At 71.9% G+C, this 18,831-nt stretch carries 15 protein-coding genes; 5 read left to right on the forward strand and 10 right to left on the reverse strand.

Annotated features, from left to right (window positions below):
• Nucleotides 1-41: 41 nt before the first annotated feature.
• Nucleotides 42-3,683, forward strand: a complete 3,642-nt coding sequence (locus tag ACK4SC_RS00120; RefSeq protein ID WP_409613548.1) for a TM0106 family RecB-like putative nuclease — start codon at nucleotides 42-44, stop codon at nucleotides 3,681-3,683.
• Nucleotides 3,684-3,718: 35 nt separating this feature from the next.
• Nucleotides 3,719-4,516 (forward strand): esterase/lipase family protein, encoded by a 798-nt coding sequence (locus ACK4SC_RS00125; RefSeq protein ID WP_409613550.1) that lies wholly within the window; start codon nucleotides 3,719-3,721, stop codon nucleotides 4,514-4,516.
• A 355-nt stretch (nucleotides 4,517-4,871) separates the two neighbouring features.
• On the opposite strand, the gene ACK4SC_RS00130 is transcribed toward ACK4SC_RS00125, so the two are convergent.
• The 3 genes from ACK4SC_RS00130 to ACK4SC_RS00140 all read right to left on the reverse strand — a co-directional run bounded on the left by ACK4SC_RS00130 (nucleotide 4,872) and on the right by ACK4SC_RS00140 (nucleotide 8,493).
• Nucleotides 4,872-5,357, reverse strand: a complete 486-nt coding sequence (locus ACK4SC_RS00130; protein WP_409613553.1) for an SRPBCC family protein — start codon at nucleotides 5,355-5,357, stop codon at nucleotides 4,872-4,874.
• Nucleotides 5,357-6,892 (reverse strand): phytoene desaturase family protein, encoded by a 1,536-nt coding sequence (locus ACK4SC_RS00135; protein ID WP_409613555.1) that lies wholly within the window; start codon nucleotides 6,890-6,892, stop codon nucleotides 5,357-5,359. The genes ACK4SC_RS00130 and ACK4SC_RS00135 overlap by 1 nt, the downstream gene beginning before the upstream one ends.
• 71 nt (nucleotides 6,893-6,963) lie before the next feature.
• A complete protein-coding gene (locus ACK4SC_RS00140; RefSeq protein ID WP_409613558.1) occupies nucleotides 6,964-8,493 on the reverse strand; it encodes a DUF2510 domain-containing protein in 1,530 nt (509 codons plus the stop codon).
• Nucleotides 8,494-8,620: 127 nt separating this feature from the next.
• Here ACK4SC_RS00140 and ACK4SC_RS00145 point away from each other — a divergent pair, with 127 nt between their 5' ends.
• Entirely contained in the window at nucleotides 8,621-9,463 is an 843-nt protein-coding gene (locus ACK4SC_RS00145) for a CPBP family intramembrane glutamic endopeptidase (RefSeq protein WP_409613561.1), read from the forward strand.
• 46 nt (nucleotides 9,464-9,509) lie between these two features.
• Here the strand turns inward: ACK4SC_RS00145 and ACK4SC_RS00150 are convergent, their stop codons facing one another.
• Genes ACK4SC_RS00150 through ACK4SC_RS00160 form a run of 3 tightly spaced genes read right to left on the reverse strand, consistent with a single transcriptional unit; the run spans nucleotide 9,510 to nucleotide 10,292 of the window.
• Nucleotides 9,510-9,731 (reverse strand): hypothetical protein, encoded by a 222-nt coding sequence (locus ACK4SC_RS00150; protein WP_409613564.1) that lies wholly within the window; start codon nucleotides 9,729-9,731, stop codon nucleotides 9,510-9,512.
• On the reverse strand, nucleotides 9,731-9,979 hold the full coding sequence (locus tag ACK4SC_RS00155; protein ID WP_409613567.1) for a hypothetical protein: 249 nt from the start codon (nucleotides 9,977-9,979) through the stop codon (nucleotides 9,731-9,733). The genes ACK4SC_RS00150 and ACK4SC_RS00155 overlap by 1 nt, the downstream gene beginning before the upstream one ends.
• Nucleotides 9,972-10,292 (reverse strand): hypothetical protein, encoded by a 321-nt coding sequence (locus ACK4SC_RS00160; protein WP_409613570.1) that lies wholly within the window; start codon nucleotides 10,290-10,292, stop codon nucleotides 9,972-9,974. The genes ACK4SC_RS00155 and ACK4SC_RS00160 overlap by 8 nt, the downstream gene beginning before the upstream one ends.
• A gap of 92 nt (nucleotides 10,293-10,384) precedes the next feature.
• Between ACK4SC_RS00160 and ACK4SC_RS00165 the strand changes: the two genes are divergently transcribed.
• Nucleotides 10,385-13,036 (forward strand): DEAD/DEAH box helicase, encoded by a 2,652-nt coding sequence (locus ACK4SC_RS00165; RefSeq protein WP_409614304.1) that lies wholly within the window; start codon nucleotides 10,385-10,387, stop codon nucleotides 13,034-13,036.
• A 7-nt stretch (nucleotides 13,037-13,043) separates the two neighbouring features.
• Here ACK4SC_RS00165 and ACK4SC_RS00170 read toward each other — a convergent pair whose 3' ends face one another.
• From ACK4SC_RS00170 to ACK4SC_RS00185, 4 genes are all read right to left on the reverse strand, one after another.
• Nucleotides 13,044-13,355, reverse strand: coding sequence for a tryptophan synthase subunit alpha (locus tag ACK4SC_RS00170; protein ID WP_409613573.1), 312 nt, complete (start codon nucleotides 13,353-13,355; stop codon nucleotides 13,044-13,046).
• A gap of 111 nt (nucleotides 13,356-13,466) precedes the next feature.
• A complete protein-coding gene (locus tag ACK4SC_RS00175; RefSeq protein WP_409613575.1) occupies nucleotides 13,467-14,315 on the reverse strand; it encodes a DUF2510 domain-containing protein in 849 nt (282 codons plus the stop codon).
• Nucleotides 14,316-14,613: 298 nt separating this feature from the next.
• On the reverse strand, nucleotides 14,614-16,425 hold the full coding sequence (locus ACK4SC_RS00180) for a DUF2510 domain-containing protein (RefSeq protein WP_409613577.1): 1,812 nt from the start codon (nucleotides 16,423-16,425) through the stop codon (nucleotides 14,614-14,616).
• Nucleotides 16,426-16,554: 129 nt separating this feature from the next.
• Complete coding sequence (locus tag ACK4SC_RS00185; protein ID WP_409613579.1) at nucleotides 16,555-17,394, reverse strand: aminotransferase class IV; 840 nt, start codon at nucleotides 17,392-17,394, stop codon at nucleotides 16,555-16,557.
• A gap of 12 nt (nucleotides 17,395-17,406) precedes the next feature.
• On the opposite strand from ACK4SC_RS00185, the gene ACK4SC_RS00190 reads away from it, so the two are divergent.
• A complete protein-coding gene (locus tag ACK4SC_RS00190) occupies nucleotides 17,407-18,792 on the forward strand; it encodes an anthranilate synthase component I family protein (protein ID WP_409613582.1) in 1,386 nt (461 codons plus the stop codon).
• The last annotated feature ends 39 nt before the right edge of the window (nucleotides 18,793-18,831 follow it).

Below are 18,831 nucleotides of genomic sequence, written 5' to 3' on the forward strand. Positions count from 1 at the left end.
GCGATCCGGCCCCTGTCGGTGCTCGCCGATAGCGTTGCCGCATGTACCTGATCGACCGAGGCGACTCGACGCAGCTGCTCGTCACCTCGGCGAGCGACCTGAACGCCGCCGCCGAGTGCGAGTTCGGCTTCGCGCGCCGCGTTGACGCGCTGCTCGGCCGCATCGACCCTCTCGACGAGCCGCTCGACGCGATGAACGAGCGCACCATCGCCCTGGGTCACGCACACGAGGCGCGACTGATCGAGCAGTACCGGGCACAGGGTTCCCTCGTCGACATCGACCGGCCCGCCCGCGGCATCGACGGCATGCGCGCGGCCCAACAGGCGACCCTCGACGCGTTGCATGCCCGCACCGACATGGTCGTGCAGGCAACGTTCTTCGACCCCGAACACGGGCCCGACGTGGCGCCCGGCATCGGCCTGGGCTTCGTCGGCTACGCCGACTTTCTCGAACACCGCGGCGACGGGGTATATCGCGTGCTCGACAGCAAGCTCGCCCGCCGCGCAAAGGTGACGGCCCTCATGCAACTTGCGGCATACGCCGAACAGCTTGAGCGCCTCCGCATCCCCGTCGACAGCGAAACGGGGCTGATTCTCGGCAACAACGAGCTGAGCATCCACCGCCTCGACGACATCGCGCCCGTGCACCGCCGCCAGCGCGAACGGATGCACGCCCTCCTCCGCGACCGCGCCACCGCCGACGACGTGGTCGGCTGGCGCGCCCCCGGCCTGAGTCACTGCGGAAAATGCGTGTGGTGCGCCGACGCGATCGCCTCGCACGACGACGTGTGGCAGACCTACGGGCTGCGCGGCGGCCAATGGCAGAAGCTCGCCGACGCCGGCATCACCACCATGACCGAGCTCGTCAGCCACGACGCGGCGGTTGCGGGCATTCCCCAGCGCACGCTCGACGCATTGCGCGCCCAGGCAGCACTGCAGCTGCGCGCCGCCGCCGGCGACCCCGTGCCCCCGGTCGAACTCATCGACGCCTCCGCGCTCGACGCCCTGCCCGCCCCGAGCGCCGGCGACCTGTTCTTCGACTTCGAGGGTGACCCGCTGTACACCGAGGAGGGCACCGGGTGGTGGGGCATCGACTACCTGTTCGGCGTTACCGACCGTGACGACCGCTTCAGGCCGTACTGGGCGCACTCCTACGCCGACGAACGCGCCGCCCTCATCGCCTTCCTCGACGATGTCGAGCGGCGCCTCGCCGAGCATCCCGAGCTGCACATCTACCACTACGCGCCATACGAGAAAACCCACCTGCGCCTGCTCGCCGCCCGGCACGGCATCGGCGAGGCCACCGTCGATCGGCTGTTGCGCGACGGCGTGCTCGTCGACCTGTACGCCGTCGTCAAGCGTGCCCTGCGCGTCGGCAGCACCAGCTACTCGATCAAGAAGCTCGAACCGCTGTACTGGCCCGAGTCGCGCCTCGGCGCGGCCGTCACCGCCGGCGACGACTCGGTCGCCGAATACGTGCGGGCCCGCGACCTGCGGCTCGACGGCCAGCAGGCCGAGGCGCAGCGCATCCTCGACGACATCGCCGAGTACAACCGCATCGACTGCGTCAGCACCCGCAAGCTCGAACAGTGGCTGCGCGCCTACCCGCGTGGCGGCGGCTCTGGCGGGGCGGTTGGCGACGACGCCGGCGGTGCGGGCACGGGCGCTGACTCTGGCGCTGACGACGCCGACCCCGACGCGGCCAGCGCCGACGTGCCGGGTGCGGCCGACGACCGCGTCGTCGAGACGTCACCGCTGCACGACGAGCTCACCGCCCTCGCCGCCAACCCCGACGGCAGCCCCACGCTCGAACCCGACCGCACCGCCGAACAGCGCCTCTACGCCTACGCCGCCGCCGCGATCGACTACCACCGCCGCGAACACAAGACCAACTGGTGGGCCCACTTCGACCGGCTCGGCAGTCCGCTCGACGAGTGGGCCGACACCCGCGACGTCTTCCTCGTCGACCCCGACCAGCCCGTCACCCAGACCGACTGGGGCATGACCGGGCGGCAGAAGCTGCCGCGCCGGCAGCTCCGGCTGCACGGGCAGTGGGCGCCCGGAAGCCGGCCCACCCCCGGGGGCCGCAGCGGACCGTTTGCGGTGTACGAGCATCCCGCGCCGCTGCCGCTCAACCCGCGTGACCCGCTCAGCCGGCCCGCGCGCGCCATCACGCTCGAGGCAGCGGCCGACGACCACGTCGTCATCAGCGAAACCCTCGCCAGCGACCCCGCCACGGGCGAACTCGTCGCGCCGTACCGCGACCTGCCCACTGCGCTCACCCCTGCGCCGCCGCCCGACCCCGGCAAGCAGGTCGACGCGATCCACGAGTGGGGAAGCCGCCTCGTCAGCGCCCACCCCGAGCTGCCGCGCGACGCCGTCGTCGACCTTCTGCTCCGCCGCCCGCCCCGCACCCGCGGCGGCATGGGCCTCGCCGCGGTGGCGGTCGACGAGAACGGCGAACCCGACCGCATCAGCGCCGTCACCGAGAGCCTGCTCGCCCTCGACCACAGCTACCTGGCCGTGCAGGGGCCACCCGGCACCGGCAAGACCTACCTCGGATCGCGCGTTATCGCCCGCCTCGTCGCCGAGCACGGCTGGCGCGTCGGCGTCGTCGCCCAAGGCCACGCCACCGTCGAACACGTGCTCGACGCCGTCGTCGCCGCCGGACTCGACGGCGCCCAGGTCGCCAAAGCGCCCAAAAACGGCGCCGACCCCGCGCAGTACGCAACGGCCCGCTGGACGGTGCTCGGCCGCGCCGACCAGCTCGCCGGCTGGACGGCCGGGCAGGCCGGTGGCTACGTCATCGGCGGAACCGCCTGGGACTTCGCGAACCCCGCCCGCGTCGAGCGCGACAGCCTCGACCTGCTCGTCATCGACGAAGCCGGCCAGTACTCGCTGGCCGCCACCATCGCCGCCTCGGTCAGCGCCCGCAACCTGCTCCTGCTCGGCGACCCGCAACAGCTGCCGCAGGTCAGTCAAGGAACCCACCCCGAACCCATCGACGGCTCCGCTCTCGGCTACCTCACGAGCGACCACGACGTGCTGCCCGCCGAGCTCGGGTACTTCCTCGCCGAAACCCGCCGCGTGCATCCCGCGCTCGCCCGCCACGTCAGCGCCCTCTCCTACGAGGGCGAACTGCACGCCCACCCGAGCGCCGCCACCCGCGCACTCGACGGAGTCGCACCCGGCATTCACGCCCACGCCGTCGAGCACCACGGCAACGCCACCGAGTCGGTCGACGAGGCCGCGGTCGTCGTCGCCCTCGTCGACCAGGCAGTCGGGCTCGCGTGGACCGACCCGACCGATCGTCGGGTCGCGCGGGGCAATGCCCCGCGCCCGCTCACCGCCGCCGACGTCATCGTCGTCACCCCCTACAACGCCCAGGTGCAGACCGTGCGCGCCGCCCTCGACGCCGCCGGACACACCGACACGCGCGTCGGCACGGTCGACAAGTTCCAGGGCCAGGAAGCGGTCATCGCGATCGTCACCCTCGCCGCCTCCAGCGCGGCCGACGCGCCGCGCGGCCTCGACTTCCTGCTCAACCGCAACCGGCTCAACGTGGCCATCTCGCGCGCCCAGTGGGCCGCCCACATCGTGCACGCGCCCACCATCGCCGATCACCTGCCGCACACTCCCGCCGGACTCGCCGAGCTCAGCGCCTTCCTCCGCCTGATCGACTGACACCCGCACTCAGCCGCCCGCGCTACCGTGGAGGGATGCCCACGAACGCCCGCCCGAGCATCCCGCGCATCGTCGCCGGGATCGCGGCCGACTACGCGTACGTGCTCGGCCGCCGCATCACCGCCACGCTGAAGCCGCGCGCGCCCCTCCCCGGCGACGGCACCCCGCCCGGCAGTCGAGGCCGCCCGGTTGTGATCCTGCCCGGCATTTTCGAAAGCTGGCACTACCTGCAGCGCATCGTCGAGGGCCTCTCGGCCGCCGGCCACCCGGTCTACGTCGTCGGCGACATCGGCATCAACGGCCGTCCGATCCCCGCCACTGCCCGCCGCGTCTACCGCTACCTGGTCGCCCACGACCTGCGCGACGCGATCCTCGTTGCCCACTCGAAGGGCGGACTCGTCGGCAAGCACGTCATGCTGCACGACGCCCAGGTGAACCCGGGCGCCGATTTGCCCGGGCGTCGCCGTGTCGCCCACCTCATCGCCGTGAACACGCCGTGGCGCGGCAGCGAGCTCGCCCGCTACGGCGTCGGAGCCTGGCGCGAGTTCGCGCCGCGCCGCCCCGTCATGGCATTGCTTTCGGCCGAAAGCGACGTGGATGCGCGCATCACCGCCATCGACTCCGCCATCGACCAGTACGTGCCGCGTGACAGCGCGCCCTCCGCGGCCACGCGAATCCCCGTCCCCCTCGTCGGGCACTTCCGGGTGCTGGCACACCCCAGCGTGGTCGCTCTCATCGTCGACCGCGTGCGCGAGATCAGCCGCACGGGCGGGGGAGTGCCGCGCCGCACCCGCGTCACCTACCCCGGTGTAGGAATTCCTACAGCCGAGTAATCGCGGCGGCACCCGCGGTGCCCCCGGGGTGTAGGAATTCCTACGGCCGAGTAGCCGCGGCGGCACCCGCGGCGCCTCCCGGGGTGTAGGAATTCCTCCGGCCGAGTAGCCGCGGCGGCACCCGCGGTGCCTCCCGGGGTGTAGGAACTCCTCCAGCGGAGTAGTCGCTGGGACGGGGGCGCGCATCCCGGCGGGGATGACCGCCATACACCATCTGTAGCCACGAGCGGCCGCCCGCGGCGGCGCGCTCACCAAAACACAGTCACCAAAACACAGTCACCAGAACGCGCTCACCAGAACGCGCACACCAGAGCCCACACCCACAGCGCGCCCGCGCCCCGCGCATCCGCCCCGCTTACTCCGCCCCGCGCTCTTCCGGGTCAGACCGCTCCTCGGTCTCCTTATTCACCCACTGACCCTCGGCCAAGTACGCGAGCCGCCGCAACGCCTCGCGGTTGCGCAGGTCGAGCGGCGGGTCGGTCAGCAGTCGCGGCACATACTGCAGCGGGCCGCGCACCGCCCACTCGTGAATCCGCACCACGCATCCCTCGGCGTGCGGCCGCGTCTCGACCACAATGCGCGCCTCGCCGATCGGCCAGCCCTTCGCCTGGAACACCGCCTTGTGCGGCGGATTCCACTCCACCACCACCGTCTCGTCGTCGATCACCGCCGGCCAGATGCCCACCGAGTGGTTGATGCTCGACCCCACATCCGGCCACGACTCGTCGACGTAACGCATGCGCGACGCGCCCACCACCCACGAGGGGTAAGTCCACCCGTCGGCCAGCACGGCGAAAACCGCCTCGGGCGGGCAACGGAACACTCTCGTCGTCGTCGCCATCAGTGCGTCCCCCTCGTCGTGTCGCTGTCGGCGCCGGCCAGGCCGAGATACGGCAGCGCGGTCACCCCGAACTCGTGCTTCAGAGCGCTGCGGGCCGCGTACGCGCCCGCCAAACCATGCACGCCCGGCCCCGGCGGCGTCGCCGACGAACACAGGTACACCCCCGGCAGTGGAGTACGCCACGGGTCCACCGCCAGACGCGGACGCGCCGCCAACTGCCACAGCGTCGCCGCCCCCGTCGCGATGTCGCCGCCCACATAGTTCGGGTTCTGGCGCTCCATCTCGACCGCCGAAAAACTCGCGGATGCTCGAATCACGTCGCGGAAACCCGGCGCGAACCGCTCCACCTGTCGCGTGATCGCCTCCGTCTGATCGATGGTCGAGCCGTGCGGCACGTGCGTGTACGTCCACAACACGTGTTGCCCGTCGGGCGCCCGCGAGTCGTCCACAATGGACGGCTGCGACACGAGCACGTACGGGTTCGACGCGTGCCTCCCCGCCGCCACGTCGCGCTCCGCCGCCGCGATCTCCTCCCGCGTGCCGCCCAGGTGCAACGTGGGGGCCGAGCGCAGCTCGGGGTCGCGCCACGGCACCGGGCCCGACAGGGCGAAATCGACTTTCGCGACGGCGTCCCCGTGACGGTAGGCGAGCATCCGACGAGCGAACCAGCTCGGCAACGCGCCGCCGGCGAGCTCCACGAGCGCGCGCGGCGTCACATCCAGCAGTACGGCGTCGGTCGGGGGCAACTCGTCGAGCGAGTGCACCGGATGATCGGCGACCACCTCGCCGCCGTGGGCGCGCAGATCGGCGATGAGGGCATCCACGATCGACTGCGACCCGCCCCGCGGAATCGGCCAGCCGCCCGCGTGCGCGGCCGTTGCCAGCGCCAGCGCCGTGCCCGCCGTCGCGAGGCTCGGCATCGGCCGCACCGAGTGCGCCGCCACCCCCGCGAACAGCGCGGGCGCGACCGCGTCGCGAAACCGCAGATTCCACGCCGGCGAGCCCTGCTCGAGCGCGCGCACCCCAAACATGGCGGTCGTCAGCGGATGCGCGGGGATGCGCAGCAGCGACGACCCGGTGAACTGCGCCACCTGCTGCGCCCGCTCAACGAGCGGCTCGAACAGGGCGTGCCAGGCGTTGCCGTCGCCCGCCGCGAAGCCGCCGCCCGGAAGCGGAACCCCGGTCTCGTCGAGCCGATCGGCCGTGTCCTCCAGGCTGCGGTAGGCGATGCCGGCCGGCCGGTCGTCGAGCGGGTGAGCGTACGAAATGTCGGGGGTGATCAGGTCGACGCGCTTGTGCAGCTCGAAGCGGCGGAAGAACCCCGACGCGACAGCGAGCGGGTGCACGGCGCTGCCGAGGTCGTGCCGAAAGCCGGGAAGCGTCAGCTCGTCGGTGCGCGCCCCGCCGCCGACCGTGCGAGCCTGCTCGAAAACGGTGACCCGAACGCCGGCGCGCGCAAGCAGAACGGCGGCGGCGAGCCCGTTCGGGCCCGAGCCGACCACAGTCGCCGTGTGCGTGTCACGCAAAAACGCCATCCGACCACGCTAGTGAGCCGTGCACCGGCGTGACGGCCAGTCTCAGGGTTGTCGGAGGTTCGCCCGGCCCGCTAGTCGATGGCGTCGCTCGGCAAATCGCCGAGCTCGACCGAATACTGAATCGACCCGTCGACGCCGGTCCAGCGCACCGTCACCGCGCCGACCACGGCGTCGTCGGCTGTCACGGCGTCGCAGACGAACGTCGCGCCGAGCCGTGCGTCAGAGCTCGACGGGCAGGCGATCGCGAGGTCCAAGTCTTGCGCCTGCAGGTCGCTGCTGATGCTCTGCTCGACACTGCGCATCTCGCTCGCCGTCGCCTCACGCGGCGCGAGGAACGGTGCTGCGGCGAGCAGCCCGCCCACGGCGAGCAGGGTGAGCAGGTAGACCCACACGGGGGAGGCGTTGCGGCGCCCCTCGCGGCGCGTCGAAACGGCGCGGGCCACCAGATAGAAGAACGGTCCGAGCAGAATCCACCAGCCGGATGCTCGGTTCGCGAACCCGAAACGGGCAAGCGCCCGCCGGTCGCTCACCACCCACACGATGAGCAGCACGGGGATCGCGACGAGCGCGCCCCCGACAATGGCGAGGCTCACTGTGTCAGACGGAATCGCCGACAGCGGCACAGCCGACAGGCTGAGCGACGCGCCAGCGAGCGTTGCGGCGCCGACCAGCGCAGCCACGAGCACGACGACAGCGACGAGGGGGCTGAGGGCGAGCATCCATGCGGAAACGGTGGCGACGCGGCTTGGCGGCGGCGGAAGCGTGCGCGGAGGCGCGAGAACGCCCTGCGGAAGCGGTTCGTAGTCGACCGACGCGAGCTCGACGGCCGACAGGCGCACGGCTCCACCCGAGACGCTCACCCAGGGGCGGGCGAACCCGTCGTCGGAGGTGTCCGGAGAGATCGGGTCGTTCGGTAGCGTTGCCCGCGCTGCGGTGGGCGCCGTCTCGGCGGTCGTCGCTGCGCTGGATTCGGGCAGCGGCGGCTCCATCTCGGCAAACGCGCCGATGCCCGGGTCAGAAAAGGCCTCCAGCGGCGGAATGCGCAGGTCAACCATCGGCTGTGACGGCTGCGGCACGACGGTCGAGCCGATCGCGGGCGTCGACGTCGACTCGGCGCTCGGGGTCGAGGCGGCCGACGGCGCGACCGTGGCCGATGCTCCGGACTCGGCGGACGACAGGCTCGGCGACGACGCAGCCAGCGACTCAGGCGACGACTCGGCCGACGACGACGCCGCGCCCGACTCGCCCGACTGCGCCGATGCCGCCGACTCGAGCTGACGACGCTCGCGCCTGCTCGGAAGCTGCGGCGGGGGAGCGGTCTCGAGCGCACTGCGCTGCATGCCCGGCGGGTCGACGCGGCGCCCAGGCGTCGCCTGCGGGTCGGGCAGCAAGAAGCCTTCCGGCGTCGCCACCTCAGTGCCGGGGGCGACCGGCGCCACCTCGGGACCGGGGGCGACCGTCGCCACGGCGTCGGTCGCCGGAGCCGACACGACCGAGGCGTCCTGGACGTGCTCCGTCCAGGCGCTGCCGTCCCACCACCGCACGAGCCGCGCGTCGGCAGGATCGTGGTACCAGCCGGGTACCGGGGTGGATACGGTCATCGAGTCAGCCCCCCTGAGCGATGTTGGCCCCAGCCTAGGCTGTGAGCGCGTCTCAGACCTACCCCCGTTCCGGGGGTAAGGCGTGCGAGCCGCGCGGTTCTCAGCGGTCGTCTGTCAGCATTAGCCCATGCCCGCCGCAGCCCCGAACGCCCCGACGGAAGCTCTGCCCATCCTCAGCGCCAAGCTGATTCCCGCCGCGCTGGTCGCGACGAGTGCGATACCGCTGTTCGCGTTCGAGAACCGCCTCGTCGGCTACCCCTGGCTGCTCGTGGGCCTCATCGCCGCCTACGTCGTTGACCGCGAGCTGATGCGCGATCTCGGCATCATCGCCGCGGGGCTCATCGTCGTCAGCACCGTGAGCGTGAAGGCCGACATCTCGTGGCCGAACTTCTTCCTGCTCGGGTTCGTGTTGAGTCTCGCCGTTGCGGTGCCGTTCGTGCTCGACCGATTCGTGCTGAAGCGGCGCGTGATCCGGTTCCCATGGCGCAGCGGTCAGAAGTGGCAGCCGTGGGAGAAGTCCTACCTGTTCGCCGTGCCGTTCCTCGGCTGGCTGATCCTGCCGTACTACTTCATCTCCTCCGGTACGTACCAGAACTGGCCGGCCGTGAGTGAGTTCAGCGAAGTTGCGCGCCTGTTCATTGGCGTGAACGCGGTCGGCATCTGGGACGAGCTGTTCTTCATCTGCACCTGTTACGTGCTGCTGCTGCGGCACTTTCCGCTGCTGGTGGCGAACATCCTGCAGTCAATCATCTTCGTCAGCTTCCTCTGGGAGCTCGGCTACCAGGCCTGGGGTCCGCTCATGACGATCCCGTTCGCACTCCTGCAGGGCTGGATCTTCCACCGCACCAAGTCGCTCACCTACGTGATCATCGTGCACCTGCTGTTCGACCTGATCGTCTTCCTCGCGATCGTGCACGCCCACAACCCCGGTGTGTTCCCGTTCTTCCTCATCGCCGCGCCCGGAGCGTGAGAAAAGGGCGGCCGCGTCACCCGCGCGGCCGCCCCGTCATCGTGCTCTAGCCCTGCCACTCCTCGCGCTCGTCTGAGCCGCGGTCGGGCATGCCGGGAGCGTCGTCCATGCGGGCGCGCTCGTCCGACTCCTCGGCGCGCTCAGCGGCCGAGTCGGGGTCGAGCCAGTCGTCGATGTCGTGCCCCATCGTCGTTTCGCGCTGGCCGCTCTGGGCGTCGTTGTCGGGCAGCGTGTCGAACGTCTTGTCGCGGTCCTCGTGTCGTGCCATCACTGTCGTCCCTCCTGTTCCTCGCGGCGCTCGTCATCACGCACCGGAACACCGGTGGCAGCGTCGTTCGCGGCAGCCCCGATTGCTCCGCCGATCGCGCCGCCTCCGAGCATCCCGTCGCGGTAGGCGCCGGTGGCGTTCTGCTCGCCGTCTTCCAGGTCGTCGGGATGCTCGAGGTCGTCCGACGCGTGCCCCGCGTCGTACTCGGCCTCGTCATCGCCTCCGTGGTCGCGGCGGTCGTCACTCATGGCCGCCGCCGAGTTCGCCGAGGTCGCGGTCGGTCGCGCCGCCGTCGGTGCCGAGCGGGTCGTCGAGTCCGTCGGGCGGGGTGGGCTCGCCGAGCGGCTCGGTGCGGTCGTCGTTCTCTCGCGGTGCGTTCGCGTCGCGGCCGCCGTCGACGCTGCGGTCGCGCCCCGCGTCGCCCGTGTCGCCCGCCGCGGTGTTGTCGGCGGCGATCTTCTCGGCCTGCGCTCGCTCGGCCTCCTGTTGCTGACGCGCGGCAAGCTCGGCCGGGTCGTGGATGTCGCCGTACTCTTCTCCGGAATTCGCGTTCGTGTTCATGCGCTTCAGGCAAGCCCAGCCCTCGGCGGAAAGAAAAGGGGTTGACTTCCCAGCCGGGCAGCGCTGACAGACTGGAGCGTGTGACCTCCCTCATGAGCCGGATGCCCGACCCCTTCGAGGCCGGCGCCGCGTTCGACGCGATCGCCGCGTGGGCTGAGAGCACCGGCCGCCCGCTGTATGAGGCGCAGGAGGAGGCGATCTTCGAGCTGGTCGCCGGCGCTCACGTGGTGCTTGCCACCCCGACCGGCAGCGGCAAGAGCCTCGTTGCTGTCGCCGCCCACGCGATCGCCCTCGCCCAGGGTCGTCGTAGCTACTACACGGCACCCATCAAGGCGCTCGTGAGCGAGAAGTTCTTCCAGCTCGTCGACATCTTCGGCGCCGAGAACGTCGGCATGGTGACCGGAGACAGCGCGGTCAACGGCGACGCCGCGATCATCTGTTGCACGGCCGAAATTCTGGCGAACCAGGCGCTGCGCTCGGGCGACGCCCTCGACGTCGGGCACGTCGTCATGGACGAGTTCCACTACTACGCGGACCCCGACCGCGGCTGGGCGTGGCAGGTGCCGCTGCTCGAGCTGACCGGCACCCGATTCCTGCTGATGAGCGCGACGCTCGGCGATGTGAGCGCGATCGCGAGCGACCTCGAGAGGCGCACCGGGCATCCCGTCAGCGAGGTCACCCACACCGAGCGACCCATTCCGCTGTCGTACAGCTACGTGCGCACGCCCGTCCACGAAACCGTCGAAACGCTGCTCGACGAGCGGCGCGCACCCGTCTACGTCGTGCACTTCAGCCAGGCCGCCGCGATGGAGCGCGCCCAAGCGCTGACGAGCCTCAGCGTCATCACGCGCGAACAACGCGACGAAATCGCCCGCGAGCTCGGCGACTTTCGGTTCACGACCGGCTTCGGAACGACCCTCAGCCGGCTCGTGCGCTCCGGAATCGGCGTGCACCACGCCGGAATGCTGCCCAAGTACCGCCGGCTTGTGGAGGTACTCGCCCAGAAGGGACTGCTGAAGGTCATCTGCGGCACCGACACGCTCGGTGTCGGCATCAACGTGCCGATTCGTACCGTGCTGTTGACCGCGCTCAGCAAGTTCGACGGTGAGAAGACGCGGCACCTGTCGGCGCGGGAGTTTCACCAGATCGCCGGTCGTGCCGGGCGTGCCGGCTTCGACGACGAGGGCTTCGTCGTCGTGCAGGCGCCCGAGCACGACATCGAGAACGCCCGCGCTGAGGCGAAGGCGGCCAGGGCGGACGCGTCGGGCAAGAAGAAGGTCAAGCGGCCGGCCAAGAAGTCGGCGCCCGCCGGCAGTGTGGTCTGGACCGAGAAGACCTTCGAGCGGCTGGTGGCCGCGCCGCCCGAGCCACTGGAAAGCCGCATGCAGGTCTCGGCGGCGATGCTCATCAACCTCATCGCGCGCGGCGGAGACGTCGTCGCCCACGCCCGCGCGCTGCTGACCGAGAACCACGAGCCTGCGCACCGGCAGCGCGAGCTGGTGCGCCGTGCGCTCAGCATCGCCAAGACCCTCGTCGCCGCCGGCGTCGTCGAGGTCGTGCGTGTCAACAACTCAGGACAAACGCTGCCGAACGCGGGCTCGGCGAACTCCGGCGCGGGCGCGGGCGACCGTAGTCCTGAATTGTTGACACCCGAGGTGCGGCTGACCGTCGACCTGCAGCCGAACTTCGCGCTCAACCAACCCCTCAGCCCGTTCGCGCTCTCGGTGATCGGGATGCTCGACCCGGCAGACACCGTCGGCTTCCGTCGCGACGACACCGGTGCCGCCAACGGCCTGCTCGGCACCGGCCACTACGCGCTCGACGTGGTGAGCGTCATGGAGGCAACGCTCGACAATCCCCGCGCCGTCCTCGCCCAGCAGCAGTTCCGCGCCCGCGGGGAGGCGGTCGCGCAGATGAAGGCCGACGGGATCGAGTACGACGAGCGCATGGAGCGCCTCGAGCAGGTGACGCACCCGCAACCGCTCGCCGAGCTGCTCGCGGAGGCGTTCGAAGGCTACGCCTCGGCGCAACCGTGGATTCGCGACGTCGAGCTGAAACCCAAGAGCGTCGTGCGCGACATGTTCGAACGCGCCATGACCTTCGGCGAGTACGTCAGCTTCTACCAACTGCAGCGCAGCGAGGGCGGACTGCTGCGATACCTCAGCGACGCCGACCGGGCCCTGCGTCAAACGGTCCCCCCGGAGGCGATGACCGACGAGCTGACCGACATCGTCGAGTGGCTGCGCGAACTGGTCCGCCAGGTCGACTCGAGCCTGCAAGACGAGTGGGAGGCGCTCACGCAGGCGGCCGACCCCGCCGCGGCGCGACCCGCCGCCGAGGCGCCCGTCACTCCGCCGCCTCCGCCGGATGTGACGACCAACCGCCGGGCGTTCACCGTCCTCGTGCGCAACGAGCTGTTCCGCCGCGTGCAGCTCGCGGCCCGCGAGGCCGACGACGAGCTGGTGGCGCTCGACCCCGAGGCCGACTGGCCCGCCGGGCTCGATGCGTACTACGCCGAGCATGACGCGATCGGCATCGACGCCGCCGCCCGGTCGACGGCCCTCGTGCAGATCACCGACGACCCCGCGGATGCTCGCGCCGGTTCCCGCAGCTGGCAGGTTCGCCAGGTGCTCGCCGACCCGGCCGGCCACCACGACTGGGGCATCGACGCGGTCGTCGACCTCGACGCCAGTGCCGAGGAGGGCGTCGCCGTCGTGCGCGTGACGGGGCTGACCCGGCTCTAGTGTGCCGTCAGCTCGCGTCGCGGTCGAGGCGCCCGATCATGCTCCACACCGTCGGTGTCAGGTCGGGGTAGCTGAGGGCGATCTGGCGCAGCATCCGGTAGTCGGTGCCGGGGGAGGGGCGGCGGCCGCCGTCAGCGGCGATGCGGTCGGCGCGCAGCATCCACACCACCAGTTCGTCGACGGTCGGAATCTCCGACATGAAGTCCCACGGGTCTTCGCCGCCGCGGGCCCGCTCGTGCACGACCGTCGCCAGCTCGTCGGCTGCCTCGGCGCGCAGCACCTCGAGGCTCGCGCGGCGGGGGTGGTCGTCGGTCGTCACCCATCGAGCCTACGCGCGCTGTCTGGGGTATACCGTCGGTGGACCGAGGGCCCTCGGCCCACCGACGGTCTGCGGTCGCGCGGCTAAAGGGGGGACAGCCGCGCGACCGGTCTAGAGGCCAGCCGCCGCGAGGACGCGGTCGAACCAGGCCGGGTCGAGCACGGTGGCCACGGCCACCACGATTGCCTGCAGGGTTCCCCACAGCAGGAGGGCGGGCCACGGGCTCGCGCCCGTCGTGCGGTGCAGCTGCACGCCGCGCGAGCCGAGGTAGACGGCGGGCATGATGACCGCGACGATCCACGGGGTCGACGTCAGGTGCCCGGCTGCGGCGAGCTGGCGGGCATCCTGGCTCGCAAGAGCGCCGTACAGCACGAACGGCAGCAGCATCGCCAGCCAGATCGACTGCTGGGGAGCCGCTCCGGTCGCCGAGAGGTCGAGAACCCAGTGCATGATCAGCACCTGGGTGATCGGCATCACCGCGATGAGCCACAGCGAGGCGGTGTGCACGCGCGGACGCTCGACGCGGTGGCTGTGCGCCCGTCGCGTGGGCGTCTCCTTCCACAGCTCGTCGAGGTCAAGACGGGTGGGGGTGAGGCCCGCCGAGGCCGCGGGCGTGCGGTCGGTGCGGGTGGCCGGCGCCTCGGCGGCGGGCGTCGCGGGCGAGACGGGCGTGGTCGCGTGCAGCGACATGGTCTCGGCGATGCGCGCGGCTTCGCGTCGCGCTTCCTGGGTGTAGCTGGCGCTCAGCCGCATCGCCTCGACGGTGGCCGGCGAGATGTCGGGGCTCGTGGGCGCGCTCCAGGCCGTGTCGACCGAGCGCGGCGTGTCGCCGATGAGGGCGGTGTGGTGCGTCCAGCCGTGGCCGTCCCACCAGCGGCGGTGCGTCGGCTGACCGCTGTCATCCGCGCTGAGCGGGTCGGCGTACCAGCCTGCCGGCACCCGAACTGCCGTTGTTGTCATTGGATTTCCCCCAGATCCCGGTCCCCCGACCGGGTTCGTGTGTCACCCCAGCCCCCCGGCTGCGGCGTGTGTCACGCGTGTTCGGGTCTGCGTGACCGGTCGGCACCGACGGGGACTCCGCGAGCGGGGTCGGCCTCGGTGACGGCCGTGGATATTGAGTTGTGGTTCCTCACTCCAGTGTCTCCGTCAGACGTCGATTCGGCGAGTATCAGGGCCCTGCGGCTCTTCGCTTTTCGAACGCCCGTGGTGTGGGGAGTGCGGTTGTGTGGAGTTGTGTGGTGAGGGCTCGTGCTGTGGGTCAGCGCGAGAGCCCGAAGACGCCCCAGTCGTCGACCTGCCACGCGATCCAGCCGTTGGCGCGCTGGAGGCTGACGGTGACGACGAAGGTGTCTCCTGCCGCGTTCGCGGCCGGGCAGCGCAGCTGCTGGCCGATGAACAGCGGAGGCGTGGCGGGGCAGTTCGCCGTGAGGTTGGCGCCGATGCTGCGGCTGTTCGAGGCGATCGTCTGGTTCGCCTGCTCGGCGAAGACGCCAGGGAACGACGCGATGACGAGGCCGGGCACAGCGAGAATGGATGCTCCCATGAGCCCCGTGAGCAACAACCAGACGGCGACGGGGCCGAATCCGACACCCGAGACGCGGCTGATGCGCACGGCACGCACCAGCAGGTAGACGATCGGGCCGCCGAGAGCCCACCAGCCGCTGGCGGGCCGGTCGAGGCCGAGCCGGCCGAGGCGCCGCGCGTCGAGCAGGGCGAGGACGACGACGACGGGCAGCGGGCCGAGCCAGATGCCCGCCATGATGGCGAGGCTCGGACCGGTGGCGAACGCCGACACGACGAGCAGGCTGAGCAGCAGCTGCAGCATCGGCAGCAGCGCGATCGACCACGCTTCGACGGTCTGCAGGCCGGCGATTCCGGCGGGCGCGCCGGTCAGGAGTGCTCCGGGGCGACCCGCTGAGACGGGAGCGTCGCCTGCCGCCGGGGCGTACCGCGGCGCGCCGGGCGCGCTGCCGAAACCGGGTGCCGAGGCCGAGCCGTAGCCGGGAACGCTGCCGTAGCCGGGCGCCGATCCGAAGCCGGGTGCTGATCCGAAGCCGGGGGCAGAGCCGTATCCTGGGGCCGAGGGGCGGGGCGTGCTACCCGCGTAGTTCTGCGGTGTGCCGGCGCCCGGGGCGGTCGCCGAGGGCATGCCGCTGAACGAGGCGGCCGACGCGACGCTGGCCTGGCTGCTGGCGGAGTTCACGCTCGAGCGCGCCGAGCGCGGTTCGGCGGTCATTTCGTCGCGGTTGACGGGAACCCACGGCGAGGCGGCCGGCGAGGCGGTGCCTCCGGCAGCCGCGGCGGTGGCCGACTGCGCGTTCGGATCCGTGAACGCGGCGGCCGCGAACGCGTCGGCGGCGTTCGACGCGGGGCGCGAGGCCTGCGGGGGAGCGTTGTCGGCTCCCGGCGTGCCGATGGACTCGGCGGGGCGGCTCGCGGCACCCGCTGCGGCCTCCCGGTACTCGGCTTCGCGACGCTCGGCTTCGCGGCGGGCGGCCTCGAAGCGCTCCTGCTCGCGGCGGGCTTCCTCGAGGCGCTCCTGCTCGGCGCGTGCCTCAGCCTCGCGGCGAGCGCGCTCGGCCTCCTCGCGAGCGGCGGCCTCGGCGGCTTCTCGGGCGGCCTTCTCGCGCGCGGCGGCTTCAGCGGCCTCGCGAGCGGCCTGCTCGCGTGCGGTGGCTTCGGCGGCTTCGCGGGCGGCCTCACGCACGGCGGCTTCGGCGGCTTCTCGCGCGGCGGCCGCTGCGGCAGCGGCCGCGTCGGCGTCGGTCACCTTCGAGTCGGCCACGGGCGGCGCGAGCTGGCGCAGCACCTGTGCGGTCGGCTGCTCGGTCGGGCCGGAGGTGGTGGCTCCGGAGTCGACGGGCGCACTCTCGGCCGACTCGGCGCTGCGCCGGTCGCGGCGACGGGGCATGTCATCGTCGGCGTAGACGGTCTCGGTCGGCACCATCGGCTGACGGGCGTCCGAGACGTGCTCCGTCCAGGCGTGGTTGTCCCACCACCGCAGCTGCGGGAGACCCAAGGGGTCGGGGTACCACCCTGCCGGAACGCGCCCGTATTCGTCGTCTGCCACGATGTACCGCCCCCAAGTCATTGTGTCGGTCCCCCGACCGACTGCGCTCAGTCTATGGTTGCAAGGTTCTGTCGACTAGACGGAGAGGTCCCCCCAGTGCGGGTGTGCCCCCTTCGGGGGGTGCCGCGGTTACAGCGGCACGGCGGCGCTCTCGAGCGTCTCGCGCAACCACGAGTCACGCTCGACGTCGCGGTGCAGGGTGGGGCCATCGACCCACGCCGACACGGCGCGCGCGCCGTGCAGGGCGCTCATGAGCCACAGGCTCGCGCCCGACAGCTCGGCGGCGGCGAGCGTCACCTCGTCGACCGTGAGGCCCTCGGTGCGGGCCGCGTCCCGCACGAGCCGCTCTGTCACGCTCGGGATGCGCGGGGCCGGCTGCGCGACAACGCCCAGGCGGCCGCCGCGCGCGACAAGCAGCGAACTGTAGGCGCCCTCGATGACGTGGCCGCGAGCATCCACGATGACGGCCTCGTCGGCACCGCACGACTGCACCTGCGTGCGCAGCCCGGCGAGCCGCTCGAGGTCAGGGCCCTTCGTTTGGGGAACGTGGCGCGGGTCGCTGCCGGCCGTGGCGACCACGGCGGTGGCCAGCCCGGCTCCGACGTGAACGGCGGGACTCGGTCGCACCAGCAGGCGGTACTCGCCGCGCTCACGCCGCTCAACGCGGGGAAACAGCGGGGGATGCTGTGGGTCGGCCTCGACGAGCCCGCGCAGCACCGCGATCGCGTCCGCCCAGAACGCCTCGGCCTGGCTGCGTCCGCCGTCACCGCTCGCGGCGCTCGTCACAAAGCGGGCCCGGTGGTGGGCGATGCCGCGCGCGCGGCTGGCCACGACGCGGAAGGAGTCGGCGACCTGAACACCGCCCTGACCGGGATCACACCACTCGACGGCGGTGAACGCGCGCGAGGTGCCCGCCGCGTCGGGCCGCCAGACGAGGGTGCTGCCGATGATCGTGCCCGCCTCGCCCATACACTTCAGCGTATGGCGAGGGGACCGCAACCGGTGCGCGTGCAGCGCATCGACCTCGGGCCCGTGCCCGACCTCGAACCGTTCGCGGCGCGGGTGCACTCTGACCCCGCCTCCGTCGCGCTCGACACCTCCGCGGGCGACGATCTCGCGGTCGCCTGGCTGGACTCGGGAACGGACGCGACCCGAGGGCGCAGCATCGTCGCCGTCGGCGAGCCCGTCGCCATGCGCCGCGGGCACACCGTCGACGACCTGCGGGCGGCCTTGGCCGCCCAGCGCGAGCGGCTCCCCGCGGGCGACGCAGCCCCGGCACCACTCGGGCTTGCGGGCTGGTTCGGGTACGAGTTGCGCGACGAGACCATGGGGGCGGCGGTGCCCGACGTCGCCGACGCGCACCGAGCATCCTGGATGCGCGTCGATGCTGCCCTCGTGCGCGACCACGCGACCGGGCGCGGCGAACTGGTCGCCATCGCCACCGACGCCGAGGCCGACGCGTGGGCTGCGCGGGTGCGCTCCGTGATCGACGCGTGCGCGACCGGCGCCCTCGCCGACCCCGGCGCGCCGCGTGCCCGGGCGGCACTCTGGCGCGACACCGACGAGCACTACGCCGAGCTGGTGCGCCGCTGCCTGGCCGCCATTCGCGACGGCGAGGCCTACCAGCTGTGCTTGACGAGCGCCGCAACCGTGGCCGAGCCCGACGACCCGGTGACGGTCTACCGGCGTCTGCGACGCTCGAGCCCGGCGCACCACGGCGCCCTCATCACGATCGGCGGGGTCAGTCTGCTGTCGGCGAGCCCCGAGACCTTCCTCACCGTCGCCGACGGAACCGTCACCACGCGGCCCATCAAGGGCACCCGGCGCCGCGGAGGCGATCAGGCCAGCGACGCCCGGCTCGCCCGCGAACTGGCGTCCGACGAGAAAGAGCGCGCCGAGAACCTCATGATCGTTGACCTGATGCGCAACGATCTGCAGCGCGTGTGCGAGGTCGGCAGTGTCACCGTCACGGGCCTGCACGAGGTCGAAACGTACGCGCACGTTCACCAGCTCGTGTCGACCGTGACCGGGCGCTTGCGCTCCGGCCTCGACGCGCTCGACGCGGTCAGCGCCAGCTTCCCCGCCGGGTCGATGACGGGCGCGCCGAAACGTCGCGCGGTCGACCTGCTCGCCGGCTGGGAGGCGGCGCCGCGCGGCATTTATTCGGGCGCTTTCGGGATGCTCGGGGCAGACGGATCCGCGGAACTCGCGATGGTCATCCGCTCGATCGTCATCGCCGACGGTGTCGCCTCCGTCGGCGCCGGTGGCGGAATCACGGCCCTCAGCCGACCGGACGCGGAGACCGAGGAGATGCACCTGAAGGCCCGAGCGCTGCTCGTCGCGCTGGGTGCAGGCGAAGCCGACTAATCTGGGACGTCGGGTCACTGCACCCCCACAGCCACCCAT

It is taken from the genome of Microcella sp., from assembly GCF_046293215.1.
Taxonomy (GTDB): Bacteria; Actinomycetota; Actinomycetes; order Actinomycetales; family Microbacteriaceae; genus Microcella.

Coding starts and splice junctions, on each gene's coding strand:
- ACK4SC_RS00165 (WP_409614304.1), top strand. CDS start 10,385: ATGAGCCGGATGCCCGACCCCTTCGAGGCCGGCGCCGCGTTCGACGCG.
- ACK4SC_RS00125 (WP_409613550.1), top strand. CDS start 3,719: ATGCCCACGAACGCCCGCCCGAGCATCCCGCGCATCGTCGCCGGGATC.
- ACK4SC_RS00185 (WP_409613579.1), bottom strand. CDS start 17,394: ATGGGCGAGGCGGGCACGATCATCGGCAGCACCCTCGTCTGGCGGCCC.
- ACK4SC_RS00120 (WP_409613548.1), top strand. CDS start 42: ATGTACCTGATCGACCGAGGCGACTCGACGCAGCTGCTCGTCACCTCG.
- ACK4SC_RS00145 (WP_409613561.1), top strand. CDS start 8,621: ATGCCCGCCGCAGCCCCGAACGCCCCGACGGAAGCTCTGCCCATCCTC.
- ACK4SC_RS00155 (WP_409613567.1), bottom strand. CDS start 9,979: ATGAGTGACGACCGCCGCGACCACGGAGGCGATGACGAGGCCGAGTAC.
- ACK4SC_RS00130 (WP_409613553.1), bottom strand. CDS start 5,357: ATGGCGACGACGACGAGAGTGTTCCGTTGCCCGCCCGAGGCGGTTTTC.
- ACK4SC_RS00135 (WP_409613555.1), bottom strand. CDS start 6,892: ATGGCGTTTTTGCGTGACACGCACACGGCGACTGTGGTCGGCTCGGGC.
- ACK4SC_RS00140 (WP_409613558.1), bottom strand. CDS start 8,493: ATGACCGTATCCACCCCGGTACCCGGCTGGTACCACGATCCTGCCGAC.
- ACK4SC_RS00160 (WP_409613570.1), bottom strand. CDS start 10,292: ATGAACACGAACGCGAATTCCGGAGAAGAGTACGGCGACATCCACGAC.
- ACK4SC_RS00150 (WP_409613564.1), bottom strand. CDS start 9,731: ATGGCACGACACGAGGACCGCGACAAGACGTTCGACACGCTGCCCGAC.
- ACK4SC_RS00175 (WP_409613575.1), bottom strand. CDS start 14,315: ATGACAACAACGGCAGTTCGGGTGCCGGCAGGCTGGTACGCCGACCCG.
- ACK4SC_RS00190 (WP_409613582.1), top strand. CDS start 17,407: ATGGCGAGGGGACCGCAACCGGTGCGCGTGCAGCGCATCGACCTCGGG.